General features: G+C 42.5%; 28 protein-coding genes and 3 pseudogenes. 14 read left to right on the forward strand and 17 right to left on the reverse strand.

All coding sequences use genetic code 11. The features are described 5' to 3' along the window. Nucleotides 1–38 precede the first annotated feature (38 nt). Entirely contained in the window at nt 39–236 is a 198-nt protein-coding gene (locus tag CDC33_RS20400; protein ID WP_109010096.1) for a hypothetical protein, read from the reverse strand. 534 nt (nt 237–770) lie between these two features. Here CDC33_RS20400 and CDC33_RS40565 point away from each other — a divergent pair. Together CDC33_RS40565 and CDC33_RS20410 are read left to right on the forward strand one after the other, a co-directional pair. Next, nucleotides 771–3,794 (forward strand): hypothetical protein, encoded by a 3,024-nt coding sequence (locus CDC33_RS40565; protein WP_244919298.1) that lies wholly within the window; start codon nt 771–773, stop codon nt 3,792–3,794. A 255-nt stretch (nt 3,795–4,049) separates the two neighbouring features. Beyond that, nucleotides 4,050–4,160: a photosystem I reaction center subunit VIII gene (locus CDC33_RS20410; protein WP_109010098.1), complete on the forward strand. Its 111-nt coding sequence runs from the start codon at nt 4,050–4,052 to the stop codon at nt 4,158–4,160. A gap of 240 nt (nt 4,161–4,400) precedes the next feature. Here CDC33_RS20410 and CDC33_RS20415 read toward each other — a convergent pair whose 3' ends face one another. The 6 genes from CDC33_RS20415 to CDC33_RS20440 all read right to left on the reverse strand — a co-directional run bounded on the left by CDC33_RS20415 (nt 4,401) and on the right by CDC33_RS20440 (nt 7,093). Then, nucleotides 4,401–4,520 (reverse strand): photosystem II reaction center protein J, encoded by a 120-nt coding sequence (locus CDC33_RS20415; RefSeq protein WP_109010099.1) that lies wholly within the window; start codon nt 4,518–4,520, stop codon nt 4,401–4,403. A 70-nt stretch (nt 4,521–4,590) separates the two neighbouring features. Further along, entirely contained in the window at nt 4,591–4,713 is a 123-nt protein-coding gene (gene psbL, locus CDC33_RS20420) for a photosystem II reaction center protein PsbL (protein ID WP_012411802.1), read from the reverse strand. An 8-nt stretch (nt 4,714–4,721) separates the two neighbouring features. Then, nucleotides 4,722–4,859, reverse strand: coding sequence for a cytochrome b559 subunit beta (gene psbF / locus CDC33_RS20425; protein ID WP_015115279.1), 138 nt, complete (start codon nt 4,857–4,859; stop codon nt 4,722–4,724). A 9-nt stretch (nt 4,860–4,868) separates the two neighbouring features. Next, nucleotides 4,869–5,117 carry a cytochrome b559 subunit alpha gene (gene psbE, locus CDC33_RS20430; protein WP_012411800.1) on the reverse strand — a complete coding sequence of 83 codons (249 nt, stop codon included), beginning with the start codon at nt 5,115–5,117 and terminating at the stop codon, nt 4,869–4,871. Between the two features lie 166 nt (nt 5,118–5,283). After that, nucleotides 5,284–6,303, reverse strand: coding sequence for a photosynthesis system II assembly factor Ycf48 (locus tag CDC33_RS20435; protein WP_109010100.1), 1,020 nt, complete (start codon nt 6,301–6,303; stop codon nt 5,284–5,286). Between the two features lie 454 nt (nt 6,304–6,757). After that, nucleotides 6,758–7,093, reverse strand: coding sequence for a rubredoxin (locus tag CDC33_RS20440; protein WP_100899268.1), 336 nt, complete (start codon nt 7,091–7,093; stop codon nt 6,758–6,760). Nucleotides 7,094–7,501: 408 nt separating this feature from the next. On the opposite strand from CDC33_RS20440, the gene ndhC reads away from it, so the two are divergent. The 3 genes from ndhC to CDC33_RS20455 are packed head-to-tail and all read left to right on the forward strand — an operon-like array spanning nt 7,502 to nt 9,115. Beyond that, nucleotides 7,502–7,864, forward strand: a complete 363-nt coding sequence (gene ndhC / locus CDC33_RS20445) for a photosynthetic/respiratory NAD(P)H-quinone oxidoreductase subunit C (RefSeq protein WP_100899269.1) — start codon at nt 7,502–7,504, stop codon at nt 7,862–7,864. Then, complete coding sequence (gene ndhK / locus CDC33_RS20450; RefSeq protein ID WP_109010102.1) at nt 7,855–8,592, forward strand: photosynthetic/respiratory NAD(P)H-quinone oxidoreductase subunit K; 738 nt, start codon at nt 7,855–7,857, stop codon at nt 8,590–8,592. Before ndhC ends, ndhK begins: the two co-directional genes overlap by 10 nt. Further along, nucleotides 8,585–9,115 carry an NAD(P)H-quinone oxidoreductase subunit J gene (locus tag CDC33_RS20455; RefSeq protein WP_109010103.1) on the forward strand — a complete coding sequence of 177 codons (531 nt, stop codon included), beginning with the start codon at nt 8,585–8,587 and terminating at the stop codon, nt 9,113–9,115. Before ndhK ends, CDC33_RS20455 begins: the two co-directional genes overlap by 8 nt. Nucleotides 9,116–9,234: 119 nt before the next feature. Here CDC33_RS20455 and CDC33_RS20460 read toward each other — a convergent pair. Next, a pseudogene (locus CDC33_RS20460) lies at nt 9,235–9,762 on the reverse strand (RpnC/YadD family protein); the annotation flags it as partial. A gap of 48 nt (nt 9,763–9,810) precedes the next feature. Next, nucleotides 9,811–10,179 (reverse strand): hypothetical protein, encoded by a 369-nt coding sequence (locus tag CDC33_RS20465; protein WP_109010105.1) that lies wholly within the window; start codon nt 10,177–10,179, stop codon nt 9,811–9,813. Nucleotides 10,180–10,458: 279 nt separating this feature from the next. Here CDC33_RS20465 and CDC33_RS20470 point away from each other — a divergent pair, with 279 nt between their 5' ends. The 5 genes and pseudogenes from CDC33_RS20470 to CDC33_RS20490 all read left to right on the forward strand — a co-directional run bounded on the left by CDC33_RS20470 (nt 10,459) and on the right by CDC33_RS20490 (nt 14,805). Then, complete coding sequence (locus CDC33_RS20470) at nt 10,459–10,791, forward strand: efflux RND transporter periplasmic adaptor subunit (RefSeq protein ID WP_109010106.1); 333 nt, start codon at nt 10,459–10,461, stop codon at nt 10,789–10,791. A gap of 478 nt (nt 10,792–11,269) precedes the next feature. Then, nucleotides 11,270–12,562, forward strand: a complete 1,293-nt coding sequence (locus CDC33_RS20475; RefSeq protein WP_109012653.1) for an ATP-binding protein — start codon at nt 11,270–11,272, stop codon at nt 12,560–12,562. Continuing rightward, entirely contained in the window at nt 12,552–14,333 is a 1,782-nt protein-coding gene (locus tag CDC33_RS20480) for a tetratricopeptide repeat protein (protein ID WP_109010108.1), read from the forward strand. Before CDC33_RS20475 ends, CDC33_RS20480 begins: the two co-directional genes overlap by 11 nt. A gap of 50 nt (nt 14,334–14,383) precedes the next feature. Next, nucleotides 14,384–14,482, forward strand: a pseudogene (locus tag CDC33_RS40570) (fatty-acid oxidation protein subunit alpha); the annotation flags it as partial. Further along, a complete protein-coding gene (locus CDC33_RS20490) occupies nt 14,470–14,805 on the forward strand; it encodes a XisI protein (protein ID WP_109010109.1) in 336 nt (111 codons plus the stop codon). The pseudogene CDC33_RS40570 and the gene CDC33_RS20490, both read left to right, overlap by 13 nt. A gap of 202 nt (nt 14,806–15,007) precedes the next feature. Here CDC33_RS20490 and CDC33_RS20495 read toward each other — a convergent pair whose 3' ends face one another. The 5 genes from CDC33_RS20495 to CDC33_RS20515 form a co-directional block, all read right to left on the reverse strand. Beyond that, a complete protein-coding gene (locus tag CDC33_RS20495; protein WP_109010111.1) occupies nt 15,008–16,081 on the reverse strand; it encodes a PstS family phosphate ABC transporter substrate-binding protein in 1,074 nt (357 codons plus the stop codon). A 204-nt stretch (nt 16,082–16,285) separates the two neighbouring features. Beyond that, nucleotides 16,286–17,476: a serine/threonine-protein kinase gene (locus tag CDC33_RS20500; protein WP_109010113.1), complete on the reverse strand. Its 1,191-nt coding sequence runs from the start codon at nt 17,474–17,476 to the stop codon at nt 16,286–16,288. Nucleotides 17,477–18,505: 1,029 nt separating this feature from the next. Beyond that, nucleotides 18,506–19,132 (reverse strand): cytochrome c oxidase subunit 3, encoded by a 627-nt coding sequence (locus CDC33_RS20505; RefSeq protein WP_100898841.1) that lies wholly within the window; start codon nt 19,130–19,132, stop codon nt 18,506–18,508. Between the two features lie 122 nt (nt 19,133–19,254). Next, on the reverse strand, nt 19,255–20,991 hold the full coding sequence (ctaD, locus tag CDC33_RS20510) for a cytochrome c oxidase subunit I (protein WP_109010114.1): 1,737 nt from the start codon (nt 20,989–20,991) through the stop codon (nt 19,255–19,257). Nucleotides 20,992–21,165: 174 nt separating this feature from the next. Further along, nucleotides 21,166–22,275, reverse strand: a complete 1,110-nt coding sequence (locus tag CDC33_RS20515) for a cytochrome c oxidase subunit II (protein ID WP_109010116.1) — start codon at nt 22,273–22,275, stop codon at nt 21,166–21,168. A gap of 505 nt (nt 22,276–22,780) precedes the next feature. Here CDC33_RS20515 and CDC33_RS20520 point away from each other — a divergent pair. Together CDC33_RS20520 and CDC33_RS20525 are read left to right on the forward strand one after the other, a co-directional pair. Then, entirely contained in the window at nt 22,781–23,716 is a 936-nt protein-coding gene (locus CDC33_RS20520) for a COX15/CtaA family protein (RefSeq protein WP_109010118.1), read from the forward strand. A 211-nt stretch (nt 23,717–23,927) separates the two neighbouring features. After that, entirely contained in the window at nt 23,928–24,881 is a 954-nt protein-coding gene (locus tag CDC33_RS20525; protein ID WP_109010120.1) for a heme o synthase, read from the forward strand. Between the two features lie 49 nt (nt 24,882–24,930). Here CDC33_RS20525 and CDC33_RS20530 read toward each other — a convergent pair whose 3' ends face one another. The 3 genes and pseudogenes from CDC33_RS20530 to CDC33_RS41700 all read right to left on the reverse strand — a co-directional run. Beyond that, complete coding sequence (locus tag CDC33_RS20530; protein ID WP_109010121.1) at nt 24,931–25,155, reverse strand: type II toxin-antitoxin system HicA family toxin; 225 nt, start codon at nt 25,153–25,155, stop codon at nt 24,931–24,933. Further along, nucleotides 25,152–25,355 (reverse strand): type II toxin-antitoxin system HicB family antitoxin, encoded by a 204-nt coding sequence (locus CDC33_RS40575; RefSeq protein WP_146195844.1) that lies wholly within the window; start codon nt 25,353–25,355, stop codon nt 25,152–25,154. Before CDC33_RS40575 ends, CDC33_RS20530 begins: the two co-directional genes overlap by 4 nt. Nucleotides 25,356–25,406: 51 nt before the next feature. Beyond that, nucleotides 25,407–25,481: pseudogene (locus tag CDC33_RS41700) on the reverse strand (hypothetical protein); the annotation flags it as partial. Between CDC33_RS41700 and CDC33_RS20540 the strand changes: the two are divergent. Beyond that, nucleotides 25,449–25,691, forward strand: a complete 243-nt coding sequence (locus tag CDC33_RS20540; RefSeq protein ID WP_219930118.1) for a type II toxin-antitoxin system HicB family antitoxin — start codon at nt 25,449–25,451, stop codon at nt 25,689–25,691. The pseudogene CDC33_RS41700 and the gene CDC33_RS20540 sit on opposite strands and share 33 nt — an antisense overlap. Further along, complete coding sequence (locus CDC33_RS20545; RefSeq protein ID WP_109010126.1) at nt 25,691–25,948, forward strand: type II toxin-antitoxin system HicA family toxin; 258 nt, start codon at nt 25,691–25,693, stop codon at nt 25,946–25,948. Before CDC33_RS20540 ends, CDC33_RS20545 begins: the two co-directional genes overlap by 1 nt. Nucleotides 25,949–25,958 lie beyond the last annotated feature (10 nt).

A 25,958-nucleotide genomic window follows, 5' to 3' on the forward strand; every position in this document is an offset into this window, starting at 1 on the left:
AGGATAACGCAATTGCTTGGTCTTGCTGGCAAATTCAACTATTCTATATGGGCGATGCGAAAACCCATCACACACTCATATTGGTCTGGCTGCTGTTGAGTAAGTTTGCGAATGGCTTGACCACAGCGCAGTTGACCCCCACGCCAACGGGGTTGACCGCTCCTGTCAGCGAGTAAACAAGACTGGCAAACTTGCTCAGGGGCAAGGATTTGCTCGTCCATTAAAATGACTAGCATCGAATCCCTCCTGTAAATCCTCATGGTCACCCACATTCTACTCAGGTGAGGATGCGCTTTGTATAGGTCAAAGAAACGCTGCGTTGTCGGTTGGGCGCGTGCTGCGCGGTTAAGTGTTGTGATTTGCGATCGCGCTTTGCGCCCACCGTGGGCGATCGCAGAGAACACTTAAAAGCCACATCCTAACTCTTTGTAGCAAAATGTGGGGAATCACAATTTAATAAAAATTGTCAAGTTAATCTTACATTTATTGTATGTTGTGTCTATGGCAAATAGACGTTTTGGTAAAAAATCATACAAAAAAAATTGGCGCTAAGTTTAAAATATACAGCCAACGATTTTATGCACAAGCAACATGGCAATCCATTTAAATTCCCTTGATGCGACTAGTTAAAGTGCCAGAAGGCAAGTAAGTAAAACTGAGTTAACTAGATAGCCATTTAAGAGATGCATTTACAAAATACTGGGGTAAACTTGCAAGCAAGTTAATACACAATATAATTGGGCGGCTCGTCGGTCTGGGCATCACTCACAATGGAACATTGGCAATTTCTGATACAGAAACAAGGCGATCGCTCGTGGCATATCCTAGAATCGCCAAATTTGGAAATTTTGGAAGGGGAGTATAGAGTTTTGGCTCGTTCTAACCTTCCCAATACAGACGTGGAAGTGCGGGTAACTCACTCTTCAACCCAGGAAGTTCTACCAAAGCGGCGAATTTTCAAGCGATCGCGTCGCACTAATTCAGAAGGCTTAATGGCGCTAATTCCTTTTACCTACTTCGAGCCGGGAGTTTGGGAGTTGCGCTGTATGGGCGATTTGATGTCGGAGCTACTCGGTAAATCTTGGCAATACAGTGTCCAACTTCAAGTATTGTGCCAGAGAGTAGAGGGAGAGCAGAGGAAGCAGGGAGAGAATGTAGAATCAAATTCATCTGATCGCCCAGATGCTGTTTCTGAAAACTGGGAATTCACTTTCCCCGCAGAACCTGCAATTGGGCTAGATCAAGCGACCGCAGTCTCCGCAGAACTGGGAATTGCTACAGGCGACAACCCCGTTACTATTGTTGTGCCAGATGAAGGGAACTTAGAATACACTGCCCCAGAAGAACCCGAAATGACGCTAGATAAAGCGATCGCAGTCTTTGTAGAACTACTAACTGCGACAGATGACAACCCCGTTAGTATTGTTGTGCCAGATGAAGAGAACTTAGAATACACTGCCCCAGAAGAACCCGAAATTAACTTTGATAAAGCGATCGCTACAGACAGTAACCCCGTTAGTATTGTTGTGCCAGATGAAGAGAACTTAGAATACACTGCCCCAGAAGAACCCGAAATTAACTTTGATAAAGCGATCGCTACAGAACAGACGGTTACTACAGACAGTAACCCTAATAACACTGTTCTGCTAGATGAAACAGAAAAAGATATTGATGAGCCTGTGAATTCTGTGTGGCTCAAAGGTGAGACGGCAGAACAGATTTTACAAAATTTAATAGATTTAGCTTTACCCAATTCTGAAGCCCTGCTCAATAATGAACAGGTTACAGATTCTCCAGCAACACAATCATCGCCCCCATTACTGTTAACTTTAGATCGGGATACTTACATTGCTCGTTGGGGACAACCTCTTACAATCAATGGGTACGTAGAACTCAAAGAAAAGATAAATCTAGATCAGGCTGAAACATTATTCTCCAAAAGCTTGCAGGCGCTTGAACTAGAAATTGAACTGCGATCGCCCAAAAACTCAAAAATCTTGACCCAGGTACGGCAACCCTTACCAGATCAAGAGTTGCCCTTCACCATCAATACCTCAATTGATATTCCTGCTGACTTTGAATCAAAGTTAATTTTGGCAGATATTACTTTGTCTGGTCGATTCGCCGATGTTGATGAAGTCATCAGGTTAGCCAGCCAGTCCTTCACTATTACAGCAGATGTAACAGAATTACTGGCAATCACAGCCGCAGCAACACCTAGTACATCCTTAAATGACACCATAGCACCATCGGACTCGTCTGCTGCTGTCACGCAGCCAGAGGCCGCTGTGAGGATAGATTTGAAACTATTCAATCTGGTCAAGATTCCAAAAACAGACCAGTCTCAGATATTCAATCCATCCCCAAATACAGCTTTACCACCGCAAATTAACTTACAAGTTCTGCGAGAAGCCATCCTGCGAACATCTAACTTAAAGAATTCAGGCACTTCGCCTCAATTGCCAAAACTGCCCCCTATTATTCAAACCCATACCAACACTCCCACAGATGTTGTTGCAGAACCCACTACAGAAGAGGAACTTCTGGAAAAGGATGTTCCTATGGTTGCCATCAATTTGGAGCAGTTGGTCATAAAGCAACGCCGAATGCCAATACTCGACACTACTTTGCCGTACTTGAAACGGCTACCAGCTTTGCCAGATGATACAGAAAAAGTAAAAAACAATGCTCCAGATGCGAAAGTTCCAGCAGATGAAGACTTACCGCAGTTGGATACAACTGTAGCTGATGAAAATACACTGGAATTAGTAGATGATACACAATTTCAAGAAAAATCTGTTGCTGAGGCAGAAACCCAGCCAAATGAACAATTCCAGGAAGAATCTGTTGCTGAGGTAGAAGAAGCCCAGCCAAATGCACAATTCATTACAACAGGCAACCTTTACTCATCTCCCCTGCTCAGAAAGTGGATGCACAGCCAAGGATACTCTTTGCCTGAATCCATCGATGAACTAGAACCTGAAGACCACGATCGCGATGTTTCAGCCCAGCAGACCCAGCTTTCTATGAGTGCTGAAACTCCCAATGTTGATGTCAACTTGCCGTTAAACTTGGATGCTGACACACAGACGACATCGCAAGAAGTTCAAGATTCGGTTTCTGATCTTGAGAACTTTGGCGAAGACGCAGACACAGCAAAGGAAGCTGATATAGAAATAAGGGAAGATACGGCAGTAGAAGTATCCGAACCAACACTCTCAATGATAGTAACACAACTACCACCCCCCCCTCCTCCAATAAAAATGAATATAGCGTCAGCTTGGTTGGCGCAAGAAATCGTTGTAGATGATACATATAGTGAACATAGTGAACTGGAAGCCAATGGGACGAAGAATGACTCTTTTGAAGAAGAGAAGCAACCACTGTTAGGTTTATCCTCTTCCTCACCCATAACTGCGGCAGCCATTGAGCCTTTGCCAATTCCAGAACTGCATGTACCAGACGGCGAACTAATCGCTGGCAAATTTATCATAGTGCGCGTAGTACTGCCTGAAGTACCTCCCCAAGTTGTTGTCAAGTTATGGCTTGAAGATTATCAAACTCGCTGGTTACTAGAGGGGCCCCATTTACTGACAAATTTGCTACCTAACGCCTTGGGAGGATTGGAAGTGATGACGCAATTAAATATTCCCTTTGGGTGTTTGGAAGTTCGGTTGGAAGCGATCGCACTTGATCTGACAACTCAACAGGAGAGTCACAAAGTCACAATAGTCCGAACTGTGATTCCTCCAGACTTGCCAAACTTGCAGCTAGATGAACTCCTAGATATGTAACTCAGCTGTAAGGAGCATTGGGCATTGGGCATTGGGCATTGGGCATTGGAAAGAGGACTTGGGGACTCTTGAGAATTGGGGACAAGGGGAAACACTTGTTGCAAGTTCTGATTTAAGTCCCCTTGTCCCTTTGTCTCCCCCACTCCCCACTCCCCACATTCCCTGTGTTAAAAATCTTTAGAATTTCAAAAATCTTGGCAGCATTTGCAGTAAGCTCATTTTGAATTGTAGTGTTATTTAACAGGAACCTTTACTATGGCAGCTTCCTTTTTGCCTTCTATCTTAGTTCCCATCATTGGTTGGGTTTTGCCAACCGTGACCTTCGCGTTTCTACTTTTATACATTGAAAGAGACGATATTGGATAATTTAGTCATTGGTCATTAGTCAAGTTTTTGAATAAGTTACCCCCAATTGATCGGGGGTAGCCACAGGCGGGGGGATTTTACCCGAACCGTATTGCTATCAATTCTGTCGAATATGTTTCTAGACTATTGACCAAAATTAATACCGCCCATCTCATAGAGACAGGCGGTTTTTTTAACGTTGATTTCTCAACAAATGCTAGAAAATTCTAACTTATAGTATTCGGTTCAAACTAACTGATGTTAAATCGAAGAACCGAGTCCGGCGTAGGCACCATAAAAGAAAATGCCCAAGACTGTAATTATACCTAAACCTGCGACCGTAGCGACGACCCACAGGGGAATTCTCCCACTTCCAGACACAGCTTTTCTCCTCCCTTAACAACTAATCAACACGGGTTAAATAAACAAAAATTAACAACAGGACTTCTACTTAGTTGAAGAAGTAACTTGAAAACAGAATCCCCAGAACGAAAACTAGTAGTAGTCCCAGGTATAACGAAGTCCGGTTTAGTTCAACCGGTTGATTATTGGGATTGGGCGATCTTTCTACCATAATTGCTCCTAACGTTGAATAAATTGCATTGCGGCGATCGCGCCTAAAAAGAATACAGTTGGTACACCTAAGGTGTGAACTGCCAGCCATCTAACGGTAAAAATTGGATAGGTAACTGGTTGATTGATGTTATTGCCGCTAGTCATGATCTCAAACTACTTTCCAATAAATTGTTCAACTTGTTTTTTAGCTTCAAAACGGTTCTTCACAATGGGCACTTCCTGCCGCGCTGGTGTGAAATACTCGTTGGGGCGGGGTGTGCCAAAAGCATCATAAGCCAGTCCGGTGCTGACAAATAGCCAACCGGCAATAAATAATGCCGGAATGGTGATGCTGTGAATTACCCAGTAACGAACGCTAGTAATAATGTCCGAAAACGGACGTTCTCCAGTGGTACCTGACATTTAGATCCCTATCCTATACATAGAGTGTTATTGAGTTTATTATCCTACAAAGTTAAGAAAGAGTTACAAGTTGCAAAGTTCTTCTCAGAAATTAGGGATTGGGGATTGGGTACTGGGGATTGAGAAAACTCTTACCTAGTCCCTAGTCCCCAGATCCCAGTACCCATTAAGCTGCTTCTGGAGAAGTTGTTTCAGGGTTTGGTAGATATTTGAGCAATACGCCGCGATCGCCAATTATAAATCCCCGTTCTGGCTCTAAGAACACAATTTTGTACAAATTAGCAGCCACTTCTTCCACTTCACGGTCTTTTTCCCAGGTTTTGCCACCATCGGGACTCCGTAGCAAATTACCGCTACCGCCACCTATCCAAATTTCATCGGGTGTACGATATGCCAAATCCAGTAAACCCCAACTGGTGGATAACTCTGGATATTTTGCCTCTTGCCATTCTTCAGGTTTAGTTGGGTCACTAAACTGAATTTGACCTCCCCTAGCTAGTAGCCACAATTGCCCATTGTCAGCAAAACCCATGTTTTCTACGCGCCGAGAACTATTGCGGTTATGGGGAACCCAAGCATCTTGTCCGGGTTCCCAAGTTGAGTAGAAACTACCCTTGGCGGAAACGGCAACATATTTGCCATCAGGAGAACGTTCTAAGTTACGCACCACACCGACTGCTGATTCCACCCTAGCTCTCCAGTTTTTGCCGCCGTCTGTGGTTTTATATATGGCTCCTACATCAGTAGCCATCTCAGCCGTGTTGTCTGCTAGTGCTTTAATTGCGATTGGACTACCTGGTAACTTTTCACTCAGGGGAATACGCGACCAAGAAGCACCTTCATCGGTAGTGTGCAGCAATAGTCCAGGCTCTCCGGCAATCCAGCCTTCTTTTCCTGCAAAACTTACTGAGTCAAAACGATACTTTTGCTCATCTAGTTGCAGTGTTATTGGTTTCCAGGTATCACCACCGTCATTGGTTTCCAATAGGGTGGCATTGCTACCTACTAAGTAGCCATGCTCAGGGTTGTTAGTAAAAGCAATATCCAGGAGATTCGAGTCTGTTGGCACAGAAATGACTTTCCAAGGGTTGTAGCTAACAGAAGGAACTCTGCTACAACCTATACACATGAGGACTACTATCAACAAGGTAGCTATTCGTTGCCAACCTTTCACAATTGAATCCATTAGTATTTCTTAACTTGTTTCTAAATTTCTGTAGCTGTTCTCTAAAAGGTTTACTGATACTTTTTTGCTAACATTTGCTAACAAATACATAAGTTGAGCAGTTCAATCTCAACTAAGGTGTATCAATCGATGCATAAAAACAAGTTCTATGCACTCTTACTTGTTTGCTTCTTGCTTTAAGAAGCAACATATTTGCAATTACTTGCTGTAACACCTCAGAGGCAACTTATCAGTAAGTATAGAGGTTGCTTGACGTTACAGATTCTCACCTGAATCTTTGGTATTTTATCAGAGAATACACTGTTAATCAATGTAAGCAAAAGTGAGTATTTTTAGCTTAATTAAAGGCTTTAGGGAATCGGCAAAACAACATAGTCGTGTGACTATAATCACACAACCAATAATGAAAATCTCTTTCCCTACTCACTATTCCCTGTTTCTGAGATAACGGCTGTCATTGTAAGCCGTAGAGACTGATAAAAAACAAGAAGCCAAGAGCCAAAGCACCGAAAATTAGGATATTCTTTTGGGTTGGCGTTAGGTTGTTGACACCCAAACCATAACCGAGATTTTCTTTGAAGCCGGATGCAGTACCCGCAGGGCCGATATTGGCAAAAGCGGTTTTTTTAGCACTACAAACTGGACAGCGCCAATTTACGGGCAGTTCTGCAAAGGATGTCCCTGAAGGAATATCATCCTTGTCGTCTCCCTTCTCAGGTTCGTAAACATAACCGCAGGCGCGACACTCGTAGCGGTCTAACACCGTAGTCTCAACAGCTGGTTCGCTCATGGCTAGGGCCTCGCAGAGGAGAAATCTGAAATATACGTTACAAATTATGACATAATTGTTTGGCTTTTCTATCACTATCAAAAGCTAATTAAATACTTGAAGTGTATCTGTTTCCCAGATTTCAGGAAAACCAAACAGATATAATGTAAAAGAAAGTAACGTAATTCAAGGGATTGGGTATTGGGTATGGGGCATTGGGCATTGGGCATTGGGCATTGGAAAGAGGACTTGGGGACTCTTGAGAATTGGGGACAAGGGGAAACACTTGTTGCAAGTTCTGATTTAAGTCCCCTTGTCCCGTTGTCCCCTTGTCTCCCCTGCTTCCCCTGCTTCCCCTGCTCCCTTATCTCCCCATTCCCCACTCCCCACTCCCAACTTAAAATACTCCATAAGCGGTAGATACTCATTGTGTTTGTCCTCAGCGGTTACGAGTACCTTCTAGGCTTCTTCATAGTCTGTAGCCTAGTTCCTGCCTTAGCGCTCTCAGCATCCAAGCTCCTACGACCCAGTGGTTACAGCCCAGAACGGCACACCACTTATGAATCTGGTATGGAACCCATTGGGGGAGCCTGGATTCAGTTCAACATTCGCTACTACATGTTTGCTCTGGTCTTCGTCGTCTTTGATGTGGAGACTGTTTTCTTGTATCCTTGGGCGGTAGCTTTCCACCGTTTGGGGCTATTGGCATTTATTGAAGCGCTAGTCTTTATTGCAATTCTTGTAGTCGCTTTAGTTTACGCGTGGCGTAAAGGAGCTTTGGAATGGTCTTGAATTCTAACTTAACAACCCAGGGCAAAGAACGAATCATTAACCCCATTGAACGGACTACAATCACTCAAGACCTTTCAGAAAACGTCATTCTGACGACGGTTGATGACCTCTACGACTGGGCGCGGCTTTCTAGTCTGTGGCCGTTGCTATTTGGCACGGCTTGCTGCTTTATTGAGTTTGCAGCTTTAATTGGTTCCCGATTTGACTTTGACCGTTTTGGACTAATTCCCCGTTCTAGCCCCCGCCAAGCCGATTTAATTATTACGGCAGGGACTATTACGATGAAGATGGCTCCCCAACTGGTGCGTCTTTATGAACAAATGCCAGAGCCGAAGTATGTAATTGCGATGGGTGCTTGCACAATTACTGGCGGGATGTTCAGCGTTGATTCTCCTACAGCAGTGCGCGGAGTCGATAAACTGATTCCTGTGGATGTGTACTTGCCTGGTTGTCCTCCCCGTCCAGAAGCAATTATTGACGCAATTATTAAGCTGCGGAAGAAAATCTCCAATGAATCGATGCAAGAGCGGGATAAAATTAAGCAAACCCACCGATACTACAGCACGACTCATAACCTGAAGCCAGTAGAAGAAATCTTAACTGGTAAGTATTTGCAGTCAGCAACTCGCTCTGCACCACCGAAGGAATTGACGGAAGCGATTGGTATGCCAATACCACCTGCACTGCTGACAGAAAAGGCGCAAAAGGAGGAACAAACCCGTGGCTGAAGAAGAATCTAAACCAGTACCAGCAGCCAAAGAAGAGGCATTGGTACAAGCGGGTAAAATTTCTCAGTGGTTGACGGAAAATGGCTTTGACCATGAGTTTTTAGCACCGGATAAGAATGGTGTAGAGATAATTAAAGTGGCGGCAGATTTCTTGCTTCCTACAGCTACAGCCCTTTATGCTTATGGGTTTAATTATCTCCAGTTTCAAGGCGGTGTTGACCTTGGGCCAGGACAGGAATTAGTGAGTGTGTATCACTTGATTAAAGTCGGTGATAATAGCGATCGCCCCGAAGAAGTTCGCGTTAAAGTGTTCTTACCACGAGAAAATCCTGTAGTGCCTTCTGTGTACTGGATTTGGAAGACCGCAGATTGGCAAGAGCGCGAGTCTTACGATATGTTCGGTATTATCTACGAGGGACACCCAAATCTCAAGCGGATTTTAATGCCGGAAGATTGGGTAGGTTGGCCTTTGCGGAAGGATTACATCTCGCCTGATTTCTACGAGTTGCAAGACGCTTATTAGAGATTGCTGAATCGAGACGCGATGAATCGAGACGCGATGAATCGCGTCTGTACAAGATAGTGGTTTCGGCAGTGATTTACCCCTTTCCGGTGGCGGAGAGGGGTTATGTTTTTGGGCTTTCATGTCAAGTTGGTTGACAAAATTTGCTGTAATTCATTGGCTGTATTTACTGTTTTAATTGCCTGTTGAATTGCTTTTAATTTCTGCAAATCTGTAATTTGAGAGATTATCGGCATCAATTCTAAACCTTGATTGCCAAACTTAATTTCTAATGCTAATTCAATCCCTGAATATAATTCCTTCTTTCTTCCTCGCAGTTCTCCTCGTTCTTCCCCTTTGCTAAAAATTTCTTGATACCAAGGCGACTGCTCTAAAAGTGCCATATCCCACCTCAAAATTTGCTGAACTATTGCACTATCTAATACAAACGTAGCAAAAAATCCTAATACTGTTTCTAGTTGATTCAATTGTTCATCTGCACGTAAGATTCGCAATGCATCTCGAATTGTAGACTCGTTATCACCACCTTTGAGAATAGGCACAAATGGAAGTAGTGATGGTAATGGTTGTGCAAAGGCAATGTTTACATCAACTTCCCACAGGTTAATGACACGATAATCTTGAATAGCCCGTAAACCAGCAATATCGAGAGACTCAGATCCCCGACTTCTTTGAGAAATCGGGGATCTTATTGTTCACGACTGATTTAGGACTGTTTGTTTTACTACTGGGCGTGGTTTTTTGCGGTCTGACCTGCGTGTTCCCCCAGCCATCCCATACTCATCACTATTTTTGCCATAGCGAGATGCAACATTCAACAGCATTTGCTCAGAATAACTATTCAAATCACGTTCTGCTTCTATTAATGCATTGTGTGTCTTATCTACCATTGTTTGTGCTTGATTATAAGCGGCTAGTTTTTCTCTTAACTGAATGACTTTAGTGTTGTAAGTAGCAATTGAAAACCCATTACTAAAGTCTAACTGGGGGTTAATTGTCTGCATTCCTTCAATCCGTCGTTCAGCTTTGGTTAGTGGCATGGAGTTTCGTTTGCGTTGCGTCATATAGTTTTCCTGTTTGGATTAATTTATATAGGACTTACGCACACTCTACGAATTCTCGGCGCTCTTGGCGTCTTGGCGGTTCGAGAAATTAAGCTTTTTAGCAATTTTTGCGTAAGTCCTATTATAAATAAATAACCCTGAACTTAAACACTGAGTTATTTATATATCATCAAAGTACGCAATAAGCAGATGCACCAGCCACAGTGAAGTTACAGAATTTTAAGAGCATTGGATGGCATTAGCTAACTTGATAGATGCGGGTATATTTGCTGAAATTTGTTGAGAAAAGCAGGTTTTGATGTCGCAAAAGCAAGTTTTGATGTCGCAAAAGCAAGTTTTGATGTCGCAAAAGCAGGTTTTGATGTCACAAAAGCAGGTTTTGATGTCACAAAAGCAGGTTTTGATGTCGCAAAAGCTAGTTTTGATGTCACAAAAGCTAGTTTTGATGTCGCAAAAGCTAGTTTTGATGTCGCAAAAGCTAGTTTTGATGTTGCGGAGCTTTCATATAGTTCACAAAGACGTGATATAGCGGTTCTCGACCCAGTGAGGTATCCCAATACGCTTGGTATAGCCAGAAAGCCCTCATGTAGAGACGCGATTTATCGCGTCTAAAAAACTGACACGTTAGAAAGACGCGATAAATCGCCGTCTCTACAGAGAATGTACTCGTCAATTATTCCTTGACAGACTACTAAGCAATAGTAACAACAGCTACTCATCGCATCGGCTATAGGGGGATGAGACGAAGCACGCTAAAAATTTATTTTTATAACTGAAGATTTTATTTTATTTATGTGTTAGGTAGCTTTCAGGATGCTATCTGTATAATCTATCATTCAGTTTAAATTATCGAATGTATAATCTATCATTCAGTCTTATTGATTGTTGACCTCTGTTACTTATTGATCGGTTGAAATCTGGGTATTAAGACATCTCTTTTTAAGACATAACATACCACTCACGTAGTAGTTATTTCTTAACGGAATTTGAGAAGTTATGTAGGCATACTCTATCCTAGACATTGCCTGAACTTGTGCTTTAAAAATCATGAGCCATTATATGAATAGTTAGCACATTTATGGCACTGTCTATGTCTGAAGACTTATTAAACTCCTTTCAAGAAGCATACAGTAATCTCGAACTGTTTCCGTTGATGGAACAAAACGAAATGGAAAGATTTCGAGTCGAATATGGTGATGATTTGATTGCAGACCTGAACCAATTAGTGGAAGATAGTCCTAATGGAGATGGCAAAATTGTCTTTACAGGACATCGGGGATGTGGTAAGTCTACTTTGTTAGCTGAGTTTAGCCGACAAATCCAAGATAAATATTTTGTAGTTCTGTTTTCTATTGCTGACAAAATTGAAATGTCGGCGGTTAATCATATTAATATACTGTTTGCGATCGCAGTTAATTTAATGACAGAGGCAGAAGCACGCAAAGTTGATATTCCGCAATCGACTAAAGAAGCTCTTTATAAGTGGTTTGCTACCCGCACTCGTACTGAAGAATCAAATTTGCAAGCAGAAATTAGTGTAGGCTTTGACCTCTTAAAATTGATTAGCTCTAAATTAAAAGCTGATGCTAGCGTTCGGGATGAAATTAAGCAAGAGTTTGAACGTAAGTTATCAGATTTAGTTGCCAGAATTAACGAAATAGCTGCTTTAATTCAAGCTGCGACTAAACAAAACGTTTTAGTAATTATTGATGATTTAGATAAACTGGATTTAGGCAGAGTTAACGAAATTTATCGAGATAACATTAAAGCTCTTTGTCAACCTAACTTTCAAATTATCTACACAATCCCGATCGCAGTCCTTCGAGAAACATTTATTAGCACAATAATTGCCACTGAAACCAATGATCAAGTTGTGGCAATGCCTGTCTTAAAAATTTTTGATAAAGGTAAAAATCGCTTCCCTAATGCTCAACCTCGTCCGGAAGCAACAAAGATTCTCGGTGAAGTTTTACAAAAGCGAATTTCCAGTGAATTAATCACCGCAGAAACTGCTGAAAAAATTGTAATTTACAGTGGTGGCGTATTGCGAGAGTTAATTCGGATTTCTAAAGAATGTTGCCGCATTTGTTTGCGAATGATCCGGCGGAATCCGACAGCCGAAGTTATCATTGATGATAAAATTCTCCTTCAGGCAATCAATAAAATTCGCAATGACTTTTCTATACGTTTAGGAAAAGTTGATACAGATATTTTGCAGAGTGTTTACGAACAATTTATGCCCAACGACCCTAAACAAGCAGAGTTTTTGGATTTGTTACATGGGCTGTATGTTCTAGAATATCGGACTGATGAAACTTGGTATGATGTTCATCCAATTATTATCGAAAGCTTAAAAAGACAGGGAGCGATTAATGTTAAATGAAGAATTGTTTGATGAAGGAGAAAATCAAGATGCGTATGATGATTTAATTGTTTCTATTGAAGCTCAAAAGCGGGGATTAAATTTACTGATTGCAGTTTGCGATGATGCTAGCTTTCGTGATGAGATTATTGCCCAGTATGAAGCTGAATTACAACCCGCTTTCCGTTCATATCGAGTGACTTTAGCACGTCAGGAACCGAGCCTAAAAGCTGCTCTTAATCAACTGCTACAACAACAAGAATATCTCCGTCAGCAGAACCCGGCGGTGATTACTGTGACAGGTGCTGAACAACTTTATTTTCTCCGATTGGGAAAAGAGCAATCGGAACAGGAGAAATTTTTTGGTTACTTACAGTGGACAAGGGAAGGATTGCGCGAGTTTCAGTTTGCGATCGTGCTTTGGGTAACTAATCAAATATTAGTCAACCTGATTAAAAAAGCGCCTGATTTTTGGAGTTGGCGTAATGGTGTATTTCGGTTTGAATCTAAAAAGACGAATGCTATTCCTGGTAAAGAATTAGAACATATACGCTTTGTTTTTAGAGACACGGAATTAGCCAGCACAGATACTAATGAAGATAACTCCTTTTTCTTGCCCATTCAAGATTTACAAGGGTTAATTGAGAAAGTAGAACAGGAGCAGGGAACTAAAGACCGCAGTTTAGCTACTTTATACTCAAGCTTAGGTGATATTTACCGCAGCAGATTAGAGCGGGGTGAGTCTCAGAATTATCAAGAAGAACAAGAACTAGCAATAAAGTATTGGCGTAAGGCGATTGAGCTACAAAATGAATCAGGTTTGCAGATAGATTTAGCTACTAGCCTCGACAATTTAGCAAAAACATATCGTGCAACAGGAAACTACAGCGAAGCCGAACCATTATATCAACAAGCTTTAGAATTGAGGAAACGCCTGCTAGGAGACAACCATCCTTCTTTTGCTACTAGTCTGAATAATTTAGCAGGACTGTACAAATCTACTGGACAATATGCTAAAGCCGAAATTTTATATCAACAAGCTTTGGAACTGAGGAAACACCTGTTAGGAGAAAACCATGCTGATGTCGCCGCCAGTCTCAACAATTTGGCATTACTATATGATGAACAAGGACGTTATGAAGAAGCCGAACCTCTGTATCTGCAATCATTAGAACTCGAAAAACGTTTGGTTGGCGAAAATAATCTTTCTTTGGCTCTTATACTAAATAATTTAGCGCTACTTTATTATCATCAAGGACGTTACACTGAAGCTGAACCGTTGTCGCTACAAGCAATAGAACTAGATAAGCGATTTTTGGGAGAAGAAAATCCTGATGTTGCAACAGATTTGCACAATTTAGGATTGATATACCGCGCTCAAGGACGCTACGATCAAGCGGAATCTTTGTTTTTGGAATCGTTGGAACTCAAGGAACGTCTATTGCAAAAGGCGCATCCGCTTTTAGCAGATACTATTTATGCTCTTGGTTATATGTACAGAGAACAAGGGCGTTACAATGAAGCGGAACCCTTATGTATAAAAGCCTTAGAACTTGATAAGCATCTATTGGGGGAAAATCATCCCAATGTTGCTGAAAGTCTGAATAATCTGGCAGAAATTTATCGTGAAACTGGACGTTACAGCGAAGCAGAACCGCTTTATTTGCAAGCTTTAGATATTTGTGAACAAGTCTGGGGTGTAGATCATATTCGTAGTGTGGCTGTTCGAGAAAATCTCGAAAAACTCGCCGCAGCAATACAGAATAATGGAGAGTGCGATCGCACTGCATAGAGCAAAAATCTAATTTTGGGTTAAGCTAAACGCTAAAATATCAAGACTTTTTCCAACTTTCTTTTGTCCAACGCACCCTTCATCGTTACCAAGTTAAGTTGATAATTTACGATCCAAAATGTGAGGAAATTCGGCTATGGATAAAATAGAATGCTATCGACAATTTATTAAACAAATTTTAAGTGAACATCAACAAATCGCGTCTAAGACCGATACTGTCAAATCACAATTAATTTTAGACAATGAAAACGACCATTATCAACTAGCTTACGTTGGCTGGCAAGGAGATAAGCGGGTGTTTGGCCCAGTCATGCATTTTGATATTCAAAATGGAAAAATATGGATTCAGTATAACGGTACAGAAGAGTCTGTTGCTGAACGATTGGTTGAGTTAGGTGTACCTCCTTCTGATATTGTCATTGGGTTTCATTCTCCTTTTAAGCGCCAATTTACTTCTTATGCTGTCGAGTGAATGTAAATATTTTTAACTCAGATGATAAATACATAATAGATTATTGTAAAGACGGCGATTTATCGCGTCTTTGGGATCTAGGGCGTGTCATTAAAAAACCTTATCCGAACCGTATTCCAAGATCCCCGATTTCCTTAAGAAGTCGGGGATCTCAATAGTAATGGAAAGTGCGTAGGCGTAGCCCGTCGTAGACATCGCTCTACTAGCGAACTGCGACGAAACCAGCTTGCTCAATTGCTCTTTGTCCCTCATCAGTTAATAAAAGCTTGGTGTATGCATCTCCAATCTGCTGTTCCCGACCTTTATTCTGCTTAATAATCACAAACAAGTTAGCAATTAAGGGATAGCTACCATCTTTAATAGCCTGAGTATTTAGCTGGTTGCGCTGACGTAGACATTGGTCAGGTGACACCAGAGGTTCGCGGTAGGGAGGAATTAGCTGACCAGAAGTACTACCCAATGGCAAAGCCTTTACACTACATTGAGGTAATACTGAACGGGCAGAAGCGTAATAGACACTACCAGGAGTTTTACTGAGTTGGCGCACTGCCTCTGTAGTAGAGTAGACATACTGCACATTAGAGCCAAATGCTTGCCCTTTCAAGTTGCTGTTGCTAGGGAATATTACTGTATCTGCGTCCTCTGGTCTTTGAGACAAAGGTGTGATGGCTAGGTTTGGCCCACCTACTTGATTCCAGTTAGTAATTTTCCCCAAATAAATCTGCTGTAACTGCTCAACAGTTAAACCAGGCACATTTAGTGATGGGTTAACTACCACTGCTACTCCATCCATACCCACCTGACGTTGCTCAAGGGTGAAACCTCGCTCTTTTGCCATCGCTTGTTCTTCACCTGTCAAAGGACGGGAAGATTGAGCAAAGTCTATTTTCCCATCAAGCAACATCCGAATGCCAGAGCTAGAACCAGGGCTACCACTAACAGGGTTTACATAGCGTAATTGTAATTCGGGGCGATCGCTCTGGATCTGAGAATCTACCAATTGCCGGATAGATGCCCAAGCTGTACTGCCTCCGTAGTTAAATGAGGCATTGGGGACATCAGTAACTGTCTGAAAAGTTGATGCATTACTAGAGAGGCTGTTTACATTTTGATTAGAGGAACTAACGCTGTTGCGGGACAATAAATTCGGCTTGAGTAACCACCAAAGCAGTCCGCCAATAACCATAAGTGTCAGCACTTTCCCAATAATCAAACCTCTAAGAAAGAGGCCAATTTCACCGTTAATTAAAGCTTTTCTTTGATTTGTATTGTCCATATCTTTAAATGTTGTTTATTATATTTATCCTACAGGAATCTATAAATATTTAGGTTAAGAATAAATCTGGAATAAGCCAGTTAATAGGGAATTTTATGATTGTTAATAAATGATGTAAGTCTTTCTCATCTATTAAGGCTCAATTTCCTCTTTGGTAGTCTTTGCAATAGTGTAATTGCTTTTATAGACTCCTCTGTTCGCTACTTATTTAGCTCCTTGACGATTAATTTTAATATTAGTTAACCGTGGCTCAAGCAATTTTTCTCTAAAATTATTTAATTGAGTAGGTTGGTTTGGAGGTGATGTACCTGTATTAATAAATGTATAAATTAAAACTATTACTATCAAACTAGTGATAGCACCAAGCCCTATTCCCAAAAGCAAAAGAAAATTTTTATAAGTTAGAAAATGGCTATCATCAGTGTCTTGGTTTATGGCAGTAGATTGTAAGGACTCTGACAACGCCAGATCAGAATTAAGCGCTTGCAAAGCTTCTGTGGCGGATTGGTAACGCTGGTTATAGCGATCGCAAACCATTGTATCTAAAATATTTGCCAGAGCGTCACTTACCTGTGCCTGATCGCGCCAGAGAAGTTGTCCAGTATTGGGATCTTCTTGTAGTTGCTCAGGTATTAAACCTGTCAAAGCTTGAATACCAATCATCCCTACTGCATAGATATCGCTGCAAAGTTTTGGCTTTCCCTTAGCCTGTTCGCTTGGCATATAGCCAGGAGTCCCAACAGAAATTGTTAAGCCTGCTCCTAAAGCACCAATTTTTTTAATACTTCCAAAGTCAATTAGCACAATTTTCTGATCGGAGTGCCGCCGCATTAAATTTTGGGGCTTAATATCCCGGTGAATAATGTTATTTTGGTGGACGAAGGACAAAACTTCTAGGATGTCTTTTAATAAATTTAAGACTACATTCTCGCTAAGACGCTGACCTGGTACAATTTCTTGAGTCAATGCATGACCGTCAATAAATTCTTGAACTAAATAGAAATCCCCATCTTCATTAAAATGGGCAAATAGTCTAGGAATTTGGTCGTGGTCATTGCCTAATTGGTATAAAACTTCCGCTTCCCGATCAAATAGGCTTTTAGCGATGGGTAGAACAGCAGGATTGGTATCTTTTGGGTGGAAATGTTTGACAACACAATTGGGTCGTCCTGGTAAATCTAGGTCTACAGCTAAGTAGGTATCACCAGAACCCCCGCTTCCTAAGTGTTTGACAATCTCAAAGCGATTCCGAAGTGTTTTTCTGGCCAGAGAGTATTGATGTCTTTTACGCCTACTACCTAATAACAAGTAAGTATTACCACCTCCGCTTCCCAGCAGTTTGACTGTCTCAAAGCGACTTCGGAGTTTTTTTCTAACTAGAGGGTTCTGGCTCATGTGGCGTATACTACTCGTTAATTTACTGACCATTCAGAGCTTGGGTGAGGTTATGAACACCGCCGCTAAATTTGTTGGTATTTGAGGCAGTCAGCTTCTCAGGCGACTTATGCTTTTGAGCAGTTATTATGCTTAACCGCATAATTTGGTTGATTTCATACCTTATATGGGTATCTTAATATAAAAATTTATTTTTGTAATAGTTCTACAATTTTATCATTTATGTAAAATTAACACTAGCCCATAGTAGTTATAACTGCCGGTAGACGCCAACATTCAAGAGTCAAGAGATTTACTTAAATATTGGGTCTGATTGCTGGCAAAACCTTAGATAGTGGCATTTAAAGGCATCAGTATCCTTTCACCATAATTTTGTTACCATTTAGCCTTTACTAACTGCGATCGCGTTGTAATCTCAACTAACATAAGGTTGACGAAACAAAAGAGCAAGCAGCAACAGGTAAGCTTTTTAGGTAAATATCGAATGATGAGTTTTTCCGTAAATAGGTGTAATTTCTCAATTTTTTAGGTTGATTCAATAGTTTCTACAAAACATCCAACTTTTCCGACCTTTCCCACCTTTTATTCGCGGCTCTATGACTTGCAATAACTTAGTTGCATTTAGCAAAACTCATAGTAGGAAAAGTGTAGGCTGATTTTAATATATTTGTTGTAGCTCTTGCTATGTCAAGGATAAAACTATTTTAGAAAAAATAAAAAATGTTTTAGATAACTTCTTAGATATCTAGTCTTATAGAAACACTCCTAATTTAGGTTTTACTGCCAGCTAATAGATAAAATAATGTGACAATACTTGTCGGGTTTTGGGGAAAAGGGGAAGGGGAAAGAAAAAACCTTTAACCTTTTCCCTAAACCCAATGCCAAGTTAAAAATGCACAAAGCGAGCAGTATTGAATAATGTGATTTTAGGGTAGTTAGCTGCAACGGCAGTATTCTATTAATGAAAAAAGCCCCCTAGTGGGGGCCTATTAAGTTGTCCGCGTGGAATGAACAACTAATAATTAATACTCACAGTAGATACAGTAATCCGAACAGAATAATCCAAATTACATCAACGAAGTGCCAGTAGATTTCGGCTGCTTCAATGCCAAAGTGCTTTTCGTTACTGTAGTGACCCGGAACGCGCGATCGCCACAACACGGCAACAATTGCCAAAACGCCGATAGTAACGTGCAATCCGTGGAAACCAGTCAAAACGTAAAATGCACTAGCAAATAAATTGGTAGTTAAACCAAATTCTAAATGGGTATATTCATATACTTGACCCACTAAGAAGATAGCACCCATTGCAGCCGTAATTGCTAACCATATCTGGGCACCTCGCGCATCATTCTTTTTGATAGCAGTGTCAGCATTGTGCATGACAAAACTACTAGAAATTAGATTGATAGTGTTAACTCCAGGTAACAGTAGTTCTAATTCTGGAGTACCTGCTGGCGGCCATGCGGGTAAGGTAGCACGGAAAGCCAAATAGGCTCCGAACAACCCCATAAAAATCATCCCTTCAGCAATCAGAAAGACAATTAGCCCAAACATACGATGGTCTGGATGTTCTTCGTGATGGCCGACGGACGCTTCCGCCGCGTGGTGATGATTTAGTTCGGTTTTAGCTGGGTCAATAGTTTGACTTTGCATGAATTTTTATAAGTGGGGAATGGGGAATGGGGAATGGGGCATTGGGCATTGGGCATGGGGCATGGGAAATTGGGAAGAGAATTAATTAACCAGTCCCTAGTCCCCAGTCCCCAGTACCCTATTTATTTACGGTCTTCGGGATTAGCAGCAACCGCCGGGTCGGGTTCTGCTCTTAATACTGAGTTCGGGCCGCCAGACAAGACGGGATTGGGATCAGATAAGGGTACACCTTCGTCAGCCTTTTCTAAGCCGTAATCGTAGGGGCCTGTAGCTAGTACTGGAGTTTGATCAAAATTCTCGATCGCAGGTGGCGAGGTTGTCATCCACTCTAAGGTAAGTGCCCTCCAAGGATTATTACCAGCTTTCTCGCCGTATAACCAACTCCAAATCGCATTGATGATGAAGGGGAATGTCGAAACTGCTAGTATGTAAGCGCCATAAGTGCAGATTTCGTTGAGAAAGGTAAATTTGGGGTCGTACTGGGCAATACGGCGGTTCATGCCCATTAATCCCAGCTTGTGCATTGGTAAGAAGGCCATATTCAGACCCACTATTGTTAAGGCAAAGTGAACCTTACCCCAAAATTCGTTTACCATCCGTCCCGTCATTTTTGGGAACCAGTGGTAAATCGCCGCATAAATGCCGAGAACACTACCACCAAAAAGAACGTAGTGCAAGTGGGCGACCACAAAATAGGTGTCGTGAACATGAATATCAAAGGGCACTGCTGCCAACATCACGCCACTAATACCGCCAATCACAAAAGTGCCAACAAAGCCGATGGCAAATAGCATGGCAGTGTTAAGTCGGATTTTCCCACCCCACATGGTTGCTAACCAGCTGAAAATTTTAATTCCTGTGGGTACGGCAATGATCATAGTGGTGATCATAAAGAACATCCGCAACCAACCGGGAATACCACTGGTAAACATGTGGTGCGCCCAAACAATTAGCCCCAAAAAGCTAATGGCAAGAGACGAATAAGCGATCGCTTTATAGCCAAAAATCGGCTTGCGGGAATGCACCGGGATAATTTCTGAAATTGCGCCAAAGAAGGGCAAAATCATGATGTAAACGGCTGGGTGGGAGTAAAACCAGAACATGTGCTGGTACACAACTGGATCGCCACCGCCAGTCGGGTTAAAAAATGTCGTTCCTGCTAATAAGTCAAAAGCCAGCAGAATTAGACCTGCTGCTAACACTGGTGTAGATACCAAAGTCAATGCCGAGGTAGCAAACATCGCCCAGCAGAACAAGGGCATTTGATGAACCCCCATACCAGGGATACGCATCTTGAGCAATGTGACGAGGAAATTGATTGCCCCTAAAATCGATGACGTACCTAGTAGGAGGACGCTCATAATCCAAATTCCCTCACCTACTTGACCTGTTACCAAGCTCAGGGGAGGGTAGGAAGTCCAACCCGCATCCGGTGCATCGCCTACCACTAAACTAGCGATTAACAATAAACCCGCAGGGGGAATCATCCAAAAGGCAACAGCATTCAAGCGTGGGAATGCCATATCCTTTGCCCCAATCATCAAGGGAATGAGGAAGTTAGCAAAACCCGCACCGGCTGGCACGATCCACAAGAAAATCATGATCGTGGCGTGCAGCGTAAATAAGCTGTTGTAAACTTCAGGGGTAACGAAATCGACTTCTGGAGTTCGCAGTTCTGTACGAACCAAGTCAGCCATCACGCCACCGATACAGTAAAAAATGAATGTAGTGACTAGGTATTGAATCCCAATCACCTTATGGTCGGTGTTGAAACTAAAGTAGTCTTGCCATTTTCTCATCCCTGGCTCCTCATCAAGAGCAGGGGCGTTGGCAGTTTCTTGCACTTGAGCTTGGGTCATAGTCGTTAGTTATCTTTTGTCATTTGTCCTCTCTTACAAAGTTCTGATGCCTGCGGCAACCCCTTCGGGGAACGGAGGAAACCTCCGCTCAGACTTTGCGCTTTGTCAGTTGTCCTTTGTCATTTGTCATTTATTTAGACCAATGACTAATGACTAATGACCAATGACCAATGACTAATGGTGAACTTGATGGAGGATTTCTGGCTGAATTCCCATGTTCTTGGTGTAAGGAGCGAGAAATTTATTTGGGGATAGATCAGCACTGTTAAGAGCAACCGCTTGATTTAGCGTTTCTTTGCTGGCAACTAGCTGCTCTTGCTGCCATTTTTCAAAGGCTTCTTCTGTCTCAACGACTACTGATGCTCTCATCGCACCATGATATGGGCCACAAAGTTCAGCGCAGATCAGGGCATAATCGCCTGCTTTTTTGGGTGTAAAGCGAATCTCGCTTTGTCTACCAGGGATCGCATCTTGTTTTAGGCGGAACTCTGGCACCCAGAAGGCATGGATGACATCATTGGCTGTCATATTGATTTGCACTTCTCGCCCGATGGGGACGTGCATTTCACCTGTAGTTATACCAGTTTCAGGATAAGTGAAAAGCCAGGCATATTGTAGACCTGTGACGTTGACTTGTAATCCTGCTGGTTTACCTGCTTTATCAGGAGTTCCCCCAATTGTGGGAGCAACACTACCGACACCTGGAGCATTCCGCTTTTGAGGAATTTGGTCAGCATTACGAACTTCTGCGGTAGCTGGGTCTTGCATTGCCTCATCAGATTTTTCTTGATTGAGGTTGGGTTCGGTGCTGGGAGGAGTATCGCTTAAAGTTGCCGCGAGAGCGGTTCCCGCACGCTGCGCGAACGCACTTCCAGGCATTGCCATTGACTCCTGATTCATCATCGGCGCTTCATGAATAGCATGGGGATCAAAGCCACCGATTTCGTTGTAGACATCAAAGCTGTAAACAGAAATACCGATAACGATAATTGCTGGGATCGCCGTCCAGAGAATTTCTAAAGGTATATTGCCCTCAACTGGTGGGCCGTCTTCATTGTCACCTGCACGCCGACGGTATTTAAATGCAGAGTAAATTAAAATACCTTCTACGAGCAGGAATATACCTGTAGAAATGATCATCATCGCGTTAAACAGACCATCAACTAATTCGGCTTCATCCGTGGCTGCTGCTGGCAACAGACCGTGATTTTGACCGTACCAAAGGCTGACTAGCGTTAGCACGATGCCAATCAGTAATGTCCAGATTGAACTTGGAATCTTCACGGCTTACTTAATTGAATTTACTACGTTATCTTAAAGCTGCTCACTTACTAAGGTAGTCTAGGCCAGAAGGCATGGAGTACAAAGGTCTGAAATTTTTATTAATTTTTTTAACTATTTTACTAATTTTGGGTACAAGGTGACTATCAGGAGGCAGAAGGCAGAAGCTAGGAGTAACCTAGATGCATTTAAAAGTATGGGATTTAACGACTGGGTTTTATACCCAAAACTAAAGTTTTCATTCATAATTATTTCCTCCTGCCTTCTCCTAAAATCAGTGGAAAAACTTAAGGAAAAATTTAGAATGTTTAAATTAATTGTGATTAATCAATTTTTCACATCTTGAAAAATACCTAAAGCTTCAGGCAAAACCTTTCTGGAGTGATTCAAAGTATAAGTGAGTGCTAATCTATAAACCCTTAGCCTATACGCTAGGGTGGAGATGGGACACTAAAAGAAAATTGAAAATTTTAAGAGATCCACCAAGAGCGGGCAGAAGGTATCCTTCATGAGCGAATTTGTCCTACAACAACAAAATGAAGCGGCAGTTGAGCAGCAAAAACCCAAGGAAATGATTCGTCGCTTGGTGTGGAAAATATGCATAGCCACCTTAATTTTGATGGCAATAGGCAGCGCCACTCGCGTGATGAATGCTGGACTTGCTTGCCCAGACTGGCCCTTATGCTATGGCGAACTGGTACCAGCCAAGCAAATGAATCTCCAAGTGTTTTTGGAGTGGTTTCACAGATTGGATGCAGCTTTAATTGGTGTAAGCGCGATCGCACTTTTTGGTTTGTCCTGGTGGCATCGTCGTTTCTTACCCAAATGGCTGCCTTGGGCATCAACATTTGCCCTGTTTTTAATTGTCTTCCAAGGCATCTTGGGTGGACTCACCGTCACCGAACTGTTGCGGTTTGATATTGTTACCGCCCATTTAGGAACGGCGCTGTTATTTTTTAGCACCCTGCTGATTATTGGCACGGCGCTCACGCCCTATCAGGGAAATGGAACTGTTGGTAAGTTACCTTGGGTCGGTTTAACTGCTGCTGTTCTGGTTTACCTACAAAGTTTGCTAGGTGCTTTGGTAGGCTCTCGCTGGGCACTACACCAATGCCTCGGCGGTTCTCAACTTTGTACTGTAATGTACAGCCATATTGCTGGTTTAGTGCCGCCAACAGTGGCAACTTTGGCAATGGTATTTATCTGTTGGCGGACACCAGCACTACATCCAGCCTTACGGCGACTGGCAAATATAGCTGGTGGGTTGTTAACCTTACAAATCTTGTTGGGATTCGCCACTTTTAAATTACACCTCCAAGTCGAGCCTCTCACAGTCTCTCACCAAGCTATAGGAGCTACTTTGCTGGGTACTTTGGTGGTTTTCACAGTTCTTGCACTGCGTGACTCAGTGAGTGCTGATTCACGAGTGTTAAGTGCTGAGTAGGGAATGGGGGAGATCAGGGAGATCAGGGAGATGAGGGAGATGAGGAAGAATTCCCAACTCCTAACTCCTAACTCAGCACTAAATTATGGTCGCAACGGCGAGTATTGCGACCCATGCAGGTGCAGAAAATCTGTGTTTTCGTTTGCCTAAAAGAGCCAGCTTGAGCGGGGGCTGCATATAAGTTGTTGAAAAATAAGGAACCAGAGCCAAAATGATTGAGACTAATGTCTCTCGCCACCACGGAACATTTTTACAAGTAATTCAAAGTTACTACCAGCTAACGAAGCCTCGGATTATTCCGTTGCTTTTGATTACTACGGCTGGGAGTATGTGGATTGCTGCTAAGGGAGAAGTAGACCCATTGCTGTTGCTAGTAACTCTCACTGGTGGCACTTTGGCTGCTGCAAGCGCCCAGACGATTAACTGTGTCTATGACCGGGATATTGATTATGACATGGAGCGGACGCGCCATCGTCCGATGCCATCCGGTAAGGTTCAGCCGCGTGATGCTCTAATTTTTGCGATCGCACTGGCGACGATTTCCTTTACACTCCTAGCAGTATTTGCCAATCTGTTAGCCGCGCTGCTAGCCTTCTCTGGTATCGTCTTTTATATTTTGGTTTATACCCACTGGCTAAAACGCCACAGCACCCAGAATATCGTTATCGGTGGAGCTGCTGGGGCAATTCCAGCTTTAGTGGGTTGGGCTGCTGTCACAGGCACATTAAGCTGGTCAGCATGGTTAATTTTTGCCATCGTCTTTTTGTGGACACCACCCCATTTCTGGGCTTTAGCTCTGATGATTCGGGACGATTACGCAAAGGTAGGGATACCAATGCTACCTGTGATTGAAGGTGATACGGCAACCGTGAAGCAGATTTGGTACTATACGCTGGTAACAGTATTTGCAACCGTGTTATTGGTTTATCCCTTGGGCGCGAGTGGAATTCTTTATGCTGCGATCGCCCTAATTCTGGGAGGATTATTTATCCACAAATCTTGGCGTTTGTTGCAAAATCCAGAGGATCGGGCTGTAGCTAAAGAATTGTTTCTCTTTTCCATCTCCTACATGATGCTGTTGTGTCTGGGGATGGTAGTTGATAGTCTTCCCGTTACCCATAATTTAATTAGTGCGGTGAGTAATCATCTGCATTTTATTGGATAGGGGATGGAAAATTTAGCGATCGCGTTTGGTAAAGGGGCGCGATCGCATATCAACATTTCCATTCAGATTCAGGAATTTTCGCCCCTTGAAGAATACTCCGTAATGTACCGATAGGTAAAGTGCGCCCTCGATGTTCAGGGACAATTACTTGTAGTCCCAGGTCTTCACTTCTCCATTTGCGGTGGCTACCTTTTTGAGAAATCAATTGAAATCCATATTGTCTCAGGATAGTTTCAACTTCTCTAGAGGTCATGCGCCGAATACGGTCGCTCATGAGACAATAACCTCTCGTGCGATCGCACCAGGGGCTAACTCAATTGATTCCGGCTGTAAATACAATTGAATTGCTTCTTTAATATTTTCCAAAGCTTCTTCTTCAGTTTCTCCTGCTGAAGTACAGCCAGGTAATTCTGGACACCATACAGCCCAATCGCCTGTCTCTAGGTCTGATTCAAGAATCACGCGCCATTTCATAGCTAATCCTTTGGTTTTTCTTTGAACACTAAAGCCAAAACGCCCGTTGCTATACTTTAGCCAAAGTTCATTAATCTTGCTGATATCTTGGCAATGTTGACAAATTACATTCGTACAGCAATGCACAAAGCAACTTATGAGTTGCTTGAAGATGGGACTTTCTATGGTGAAATTCGAGAGTGTCAAGGAGTGTGGGCAAATGCTGAAACACTAGAAGCTTGCCGGGAGGATTTGCAAGATGCTCTTGAAGGATGGATTATTTTAGGATTGCGTTTAGGTCATACTCTACCGATACTTGATAGTTTTGACCTGAATTTCACCAAAGAGGTTGCCTAATGCCACCCTTTGGATCGGTTAATCGGCGGGATCTGATTCGTTATCTGAAAGATGCAGGTTTTGATGGCCCTTACCCAGGTGGTAAGCATCAATACATGGTAAAAGGTGAATTAAAGCTGACAATTCCCAATCCGCATCAGGGAGACATCAGTCCAAGTTTACTAAATAGAATATTAACCCAAGTTGCTGGTTATCGACTGATATGCACTTATTATCACTCAATTCATGTGATCGCGTACAACAAAGTTGGTGCCTAGCGCCAACGTG

The sequence above is a fragment of the Nostoc commune NIES-4072 genome, assembly GCF_003113895.1.
Lineage (GTDB): Bacteria > Cyanobacteriota > Cyanobacteriia > Cyanobacteriales > Nostocaceae > Nostoc > Nostoc commune.

What these genes read in the sequence shown, in the direction of transcription:
- CDC33_RS20500 (WP_109010113.1), bottom strand. Translation starts at nt 17,476, where the DNA reads ATGAGCCAGAACCCTCTAGTTAGAAAAAAACTCCGAAGTCGCTTTGAG.
- CDC33_RS20490 (WP_109010109.1), top strand. Translation starts at nt 14,470, where the DNA reads ATGGATAAAATAGAATGCTATCGACAATTTATTAAACAAATTTTAAGT.
- CDC33_RS20530 (WP_109010121.1), bottom strand. Translation starts at nt 25,155, where the DNA reads ATGAGCGACCGTATTCGGCGCATGACCTCTAGAGAAGTTGAAACTATC.
- CDC33_RS20520 (WP_109010118.1), top strand. Translation starts at nt 22,781, where the DNA reads ATGAGCGAATTTGTCCTACAACAACAAAATGAAGCGGCAGTTGAGCAG.
- psbF (WP_015115279.1), bottom strand. Translation starts at nt 4,859, where the DNA reads ATGACTAGCGGCAATAACATCAATCAACCAGTTACCTATCCAATTTTT.
- CDC33_RS20400 (WP_109010096.1), bottom strand. Translation starts at nt 236, where the DNA reads ATGCTAGTCATTTTAATGGACGAGCAAATCCTTGCCCCTGAGCAAGTT.
- CDC33_RS20475 (WP_109012653.1), top strand. Translation starts at nt 11,270, where the DNA reads ATGTCTGAAGACTTATTAAACTCCTTTCAAGAAGCATACAGTAATCTC.
- CDC33_RS20410 (WP_109010098.1), top strand. Translation starts at nt 4,050, where the DNA reads ATGGCAGCTTCCTTTTTGCCTTCTATCTTAGTTCCCATCATTGGTTGG.
- psbE (WP_012411800.1), bottom strand. Translation starts at nt 5,117, where the DNA reads ATGTCAGGTACCACTGGAGAACGTCCGTTTTCGGACATTATTACTAGC.
- CDC33_RS20525 (WP_109010120.1), top strand. Translation starts at nt 23,928, where the DNA reads ATGATTGAGACTAATGTCTCTCGCCACCACGGAACATTTTTACAAGTA.
- CDC33_RS40575 (WP_146195844.1), bottom strand. Translation starts at nt 25,355, where the DNA reads ATGAAATGGCGCGTGATTCTTGAATCAGACCTAGAGACAGGCGATTGG.
- ndhK (WP_109010102.1), top strand. Translation starts at nt 7,855, where the DNA reads ATGGTCTTGAATTCTAACTTAACAACCCAGGGCAAAGAACGAATCATT.
- CDC33_RS20465 (WP_109010105.1), bottom strand. Translation starts at nt 10,179, where the DNA reads ATGACGCAACGCAAACGAAACTCCATGCCACTAACCAAAGCTGAACGA.
- CDC33_RS20545 (WP_109010126.1), top strand. Translation starts at nt 25,691, where the DNA reads ATGCCACCCTTTGGATCGGTTAATCGGCGGGATCTGATTCGTTATCTG.
- CDC33_RS20540 (WP_219930118.1), top strand. Translation starts at nt 25,449, where the DNA reads ATGTTGACAAATTACATTCGTACAGCAATGCACAAAGCAACTTATGAG.
- CDC33_RS20495 (WP_109010111.1), bottom strand. Translation starts at nt 16,081, where the DNA reads ATGGACAATACAAATCAAAGAAAAGCTTTAATTAACGGTGAAATTGGC.
- CDC33_RS20440 (WP_100899268.1), bottom strand. Translation starts at nt 7,093, where the DNA reads ATGAGCGAACCAGCTGTTGAGACTACGGTGTTAGACCGCTACGAGTGT.
- CDC33_RS20480 (WP_109010108.1), top strand. Translation starts at nt 12,552, where the DNA reads ATGTTAAATGAAGAATTGTTTGATGAAGGAGAAAATCAAGATGCGTAT.
- ctaD (WP_109010114.1), bottom strand. Translation starts at nt 20,991, where the DNA reads ATGACCCAAGCTCAAGTGCAAGAAACTGCCAACGCCCCTGCTCTTGAT.
- CDC33_RS40565 (WP_244919298.1), top strand. Translation starts at nt 771, where the DNA reads ATGGAACATTGGCAATTTCTGATACAGAAACAAGGCGATCGCTCGTGG.
- psbL (WP_012411802.1), bottom strand. Translation starts at nt 4,713, where the DNA reads ATGGTAGAAAGATCGCCCAATCCCAATAATCAACCGGTTGAACTAAAC.
- CDC33_RS20435 (WP_109010100.1), bottom strand. Translation starts at nt 6,303, where the DNA reads ATGGATTCAATTGTGAAAGGTTGGCAACGAATAGCTACCTTGTTGATA.
- CDC33_RS20505 (WP_100898841.1), bottom strand. Translation starts at nt 19,132, where the DNA reads ATGCAAAGTCAAACTATTGACCCAGCTAAAACCGAACTAAATCATCAC.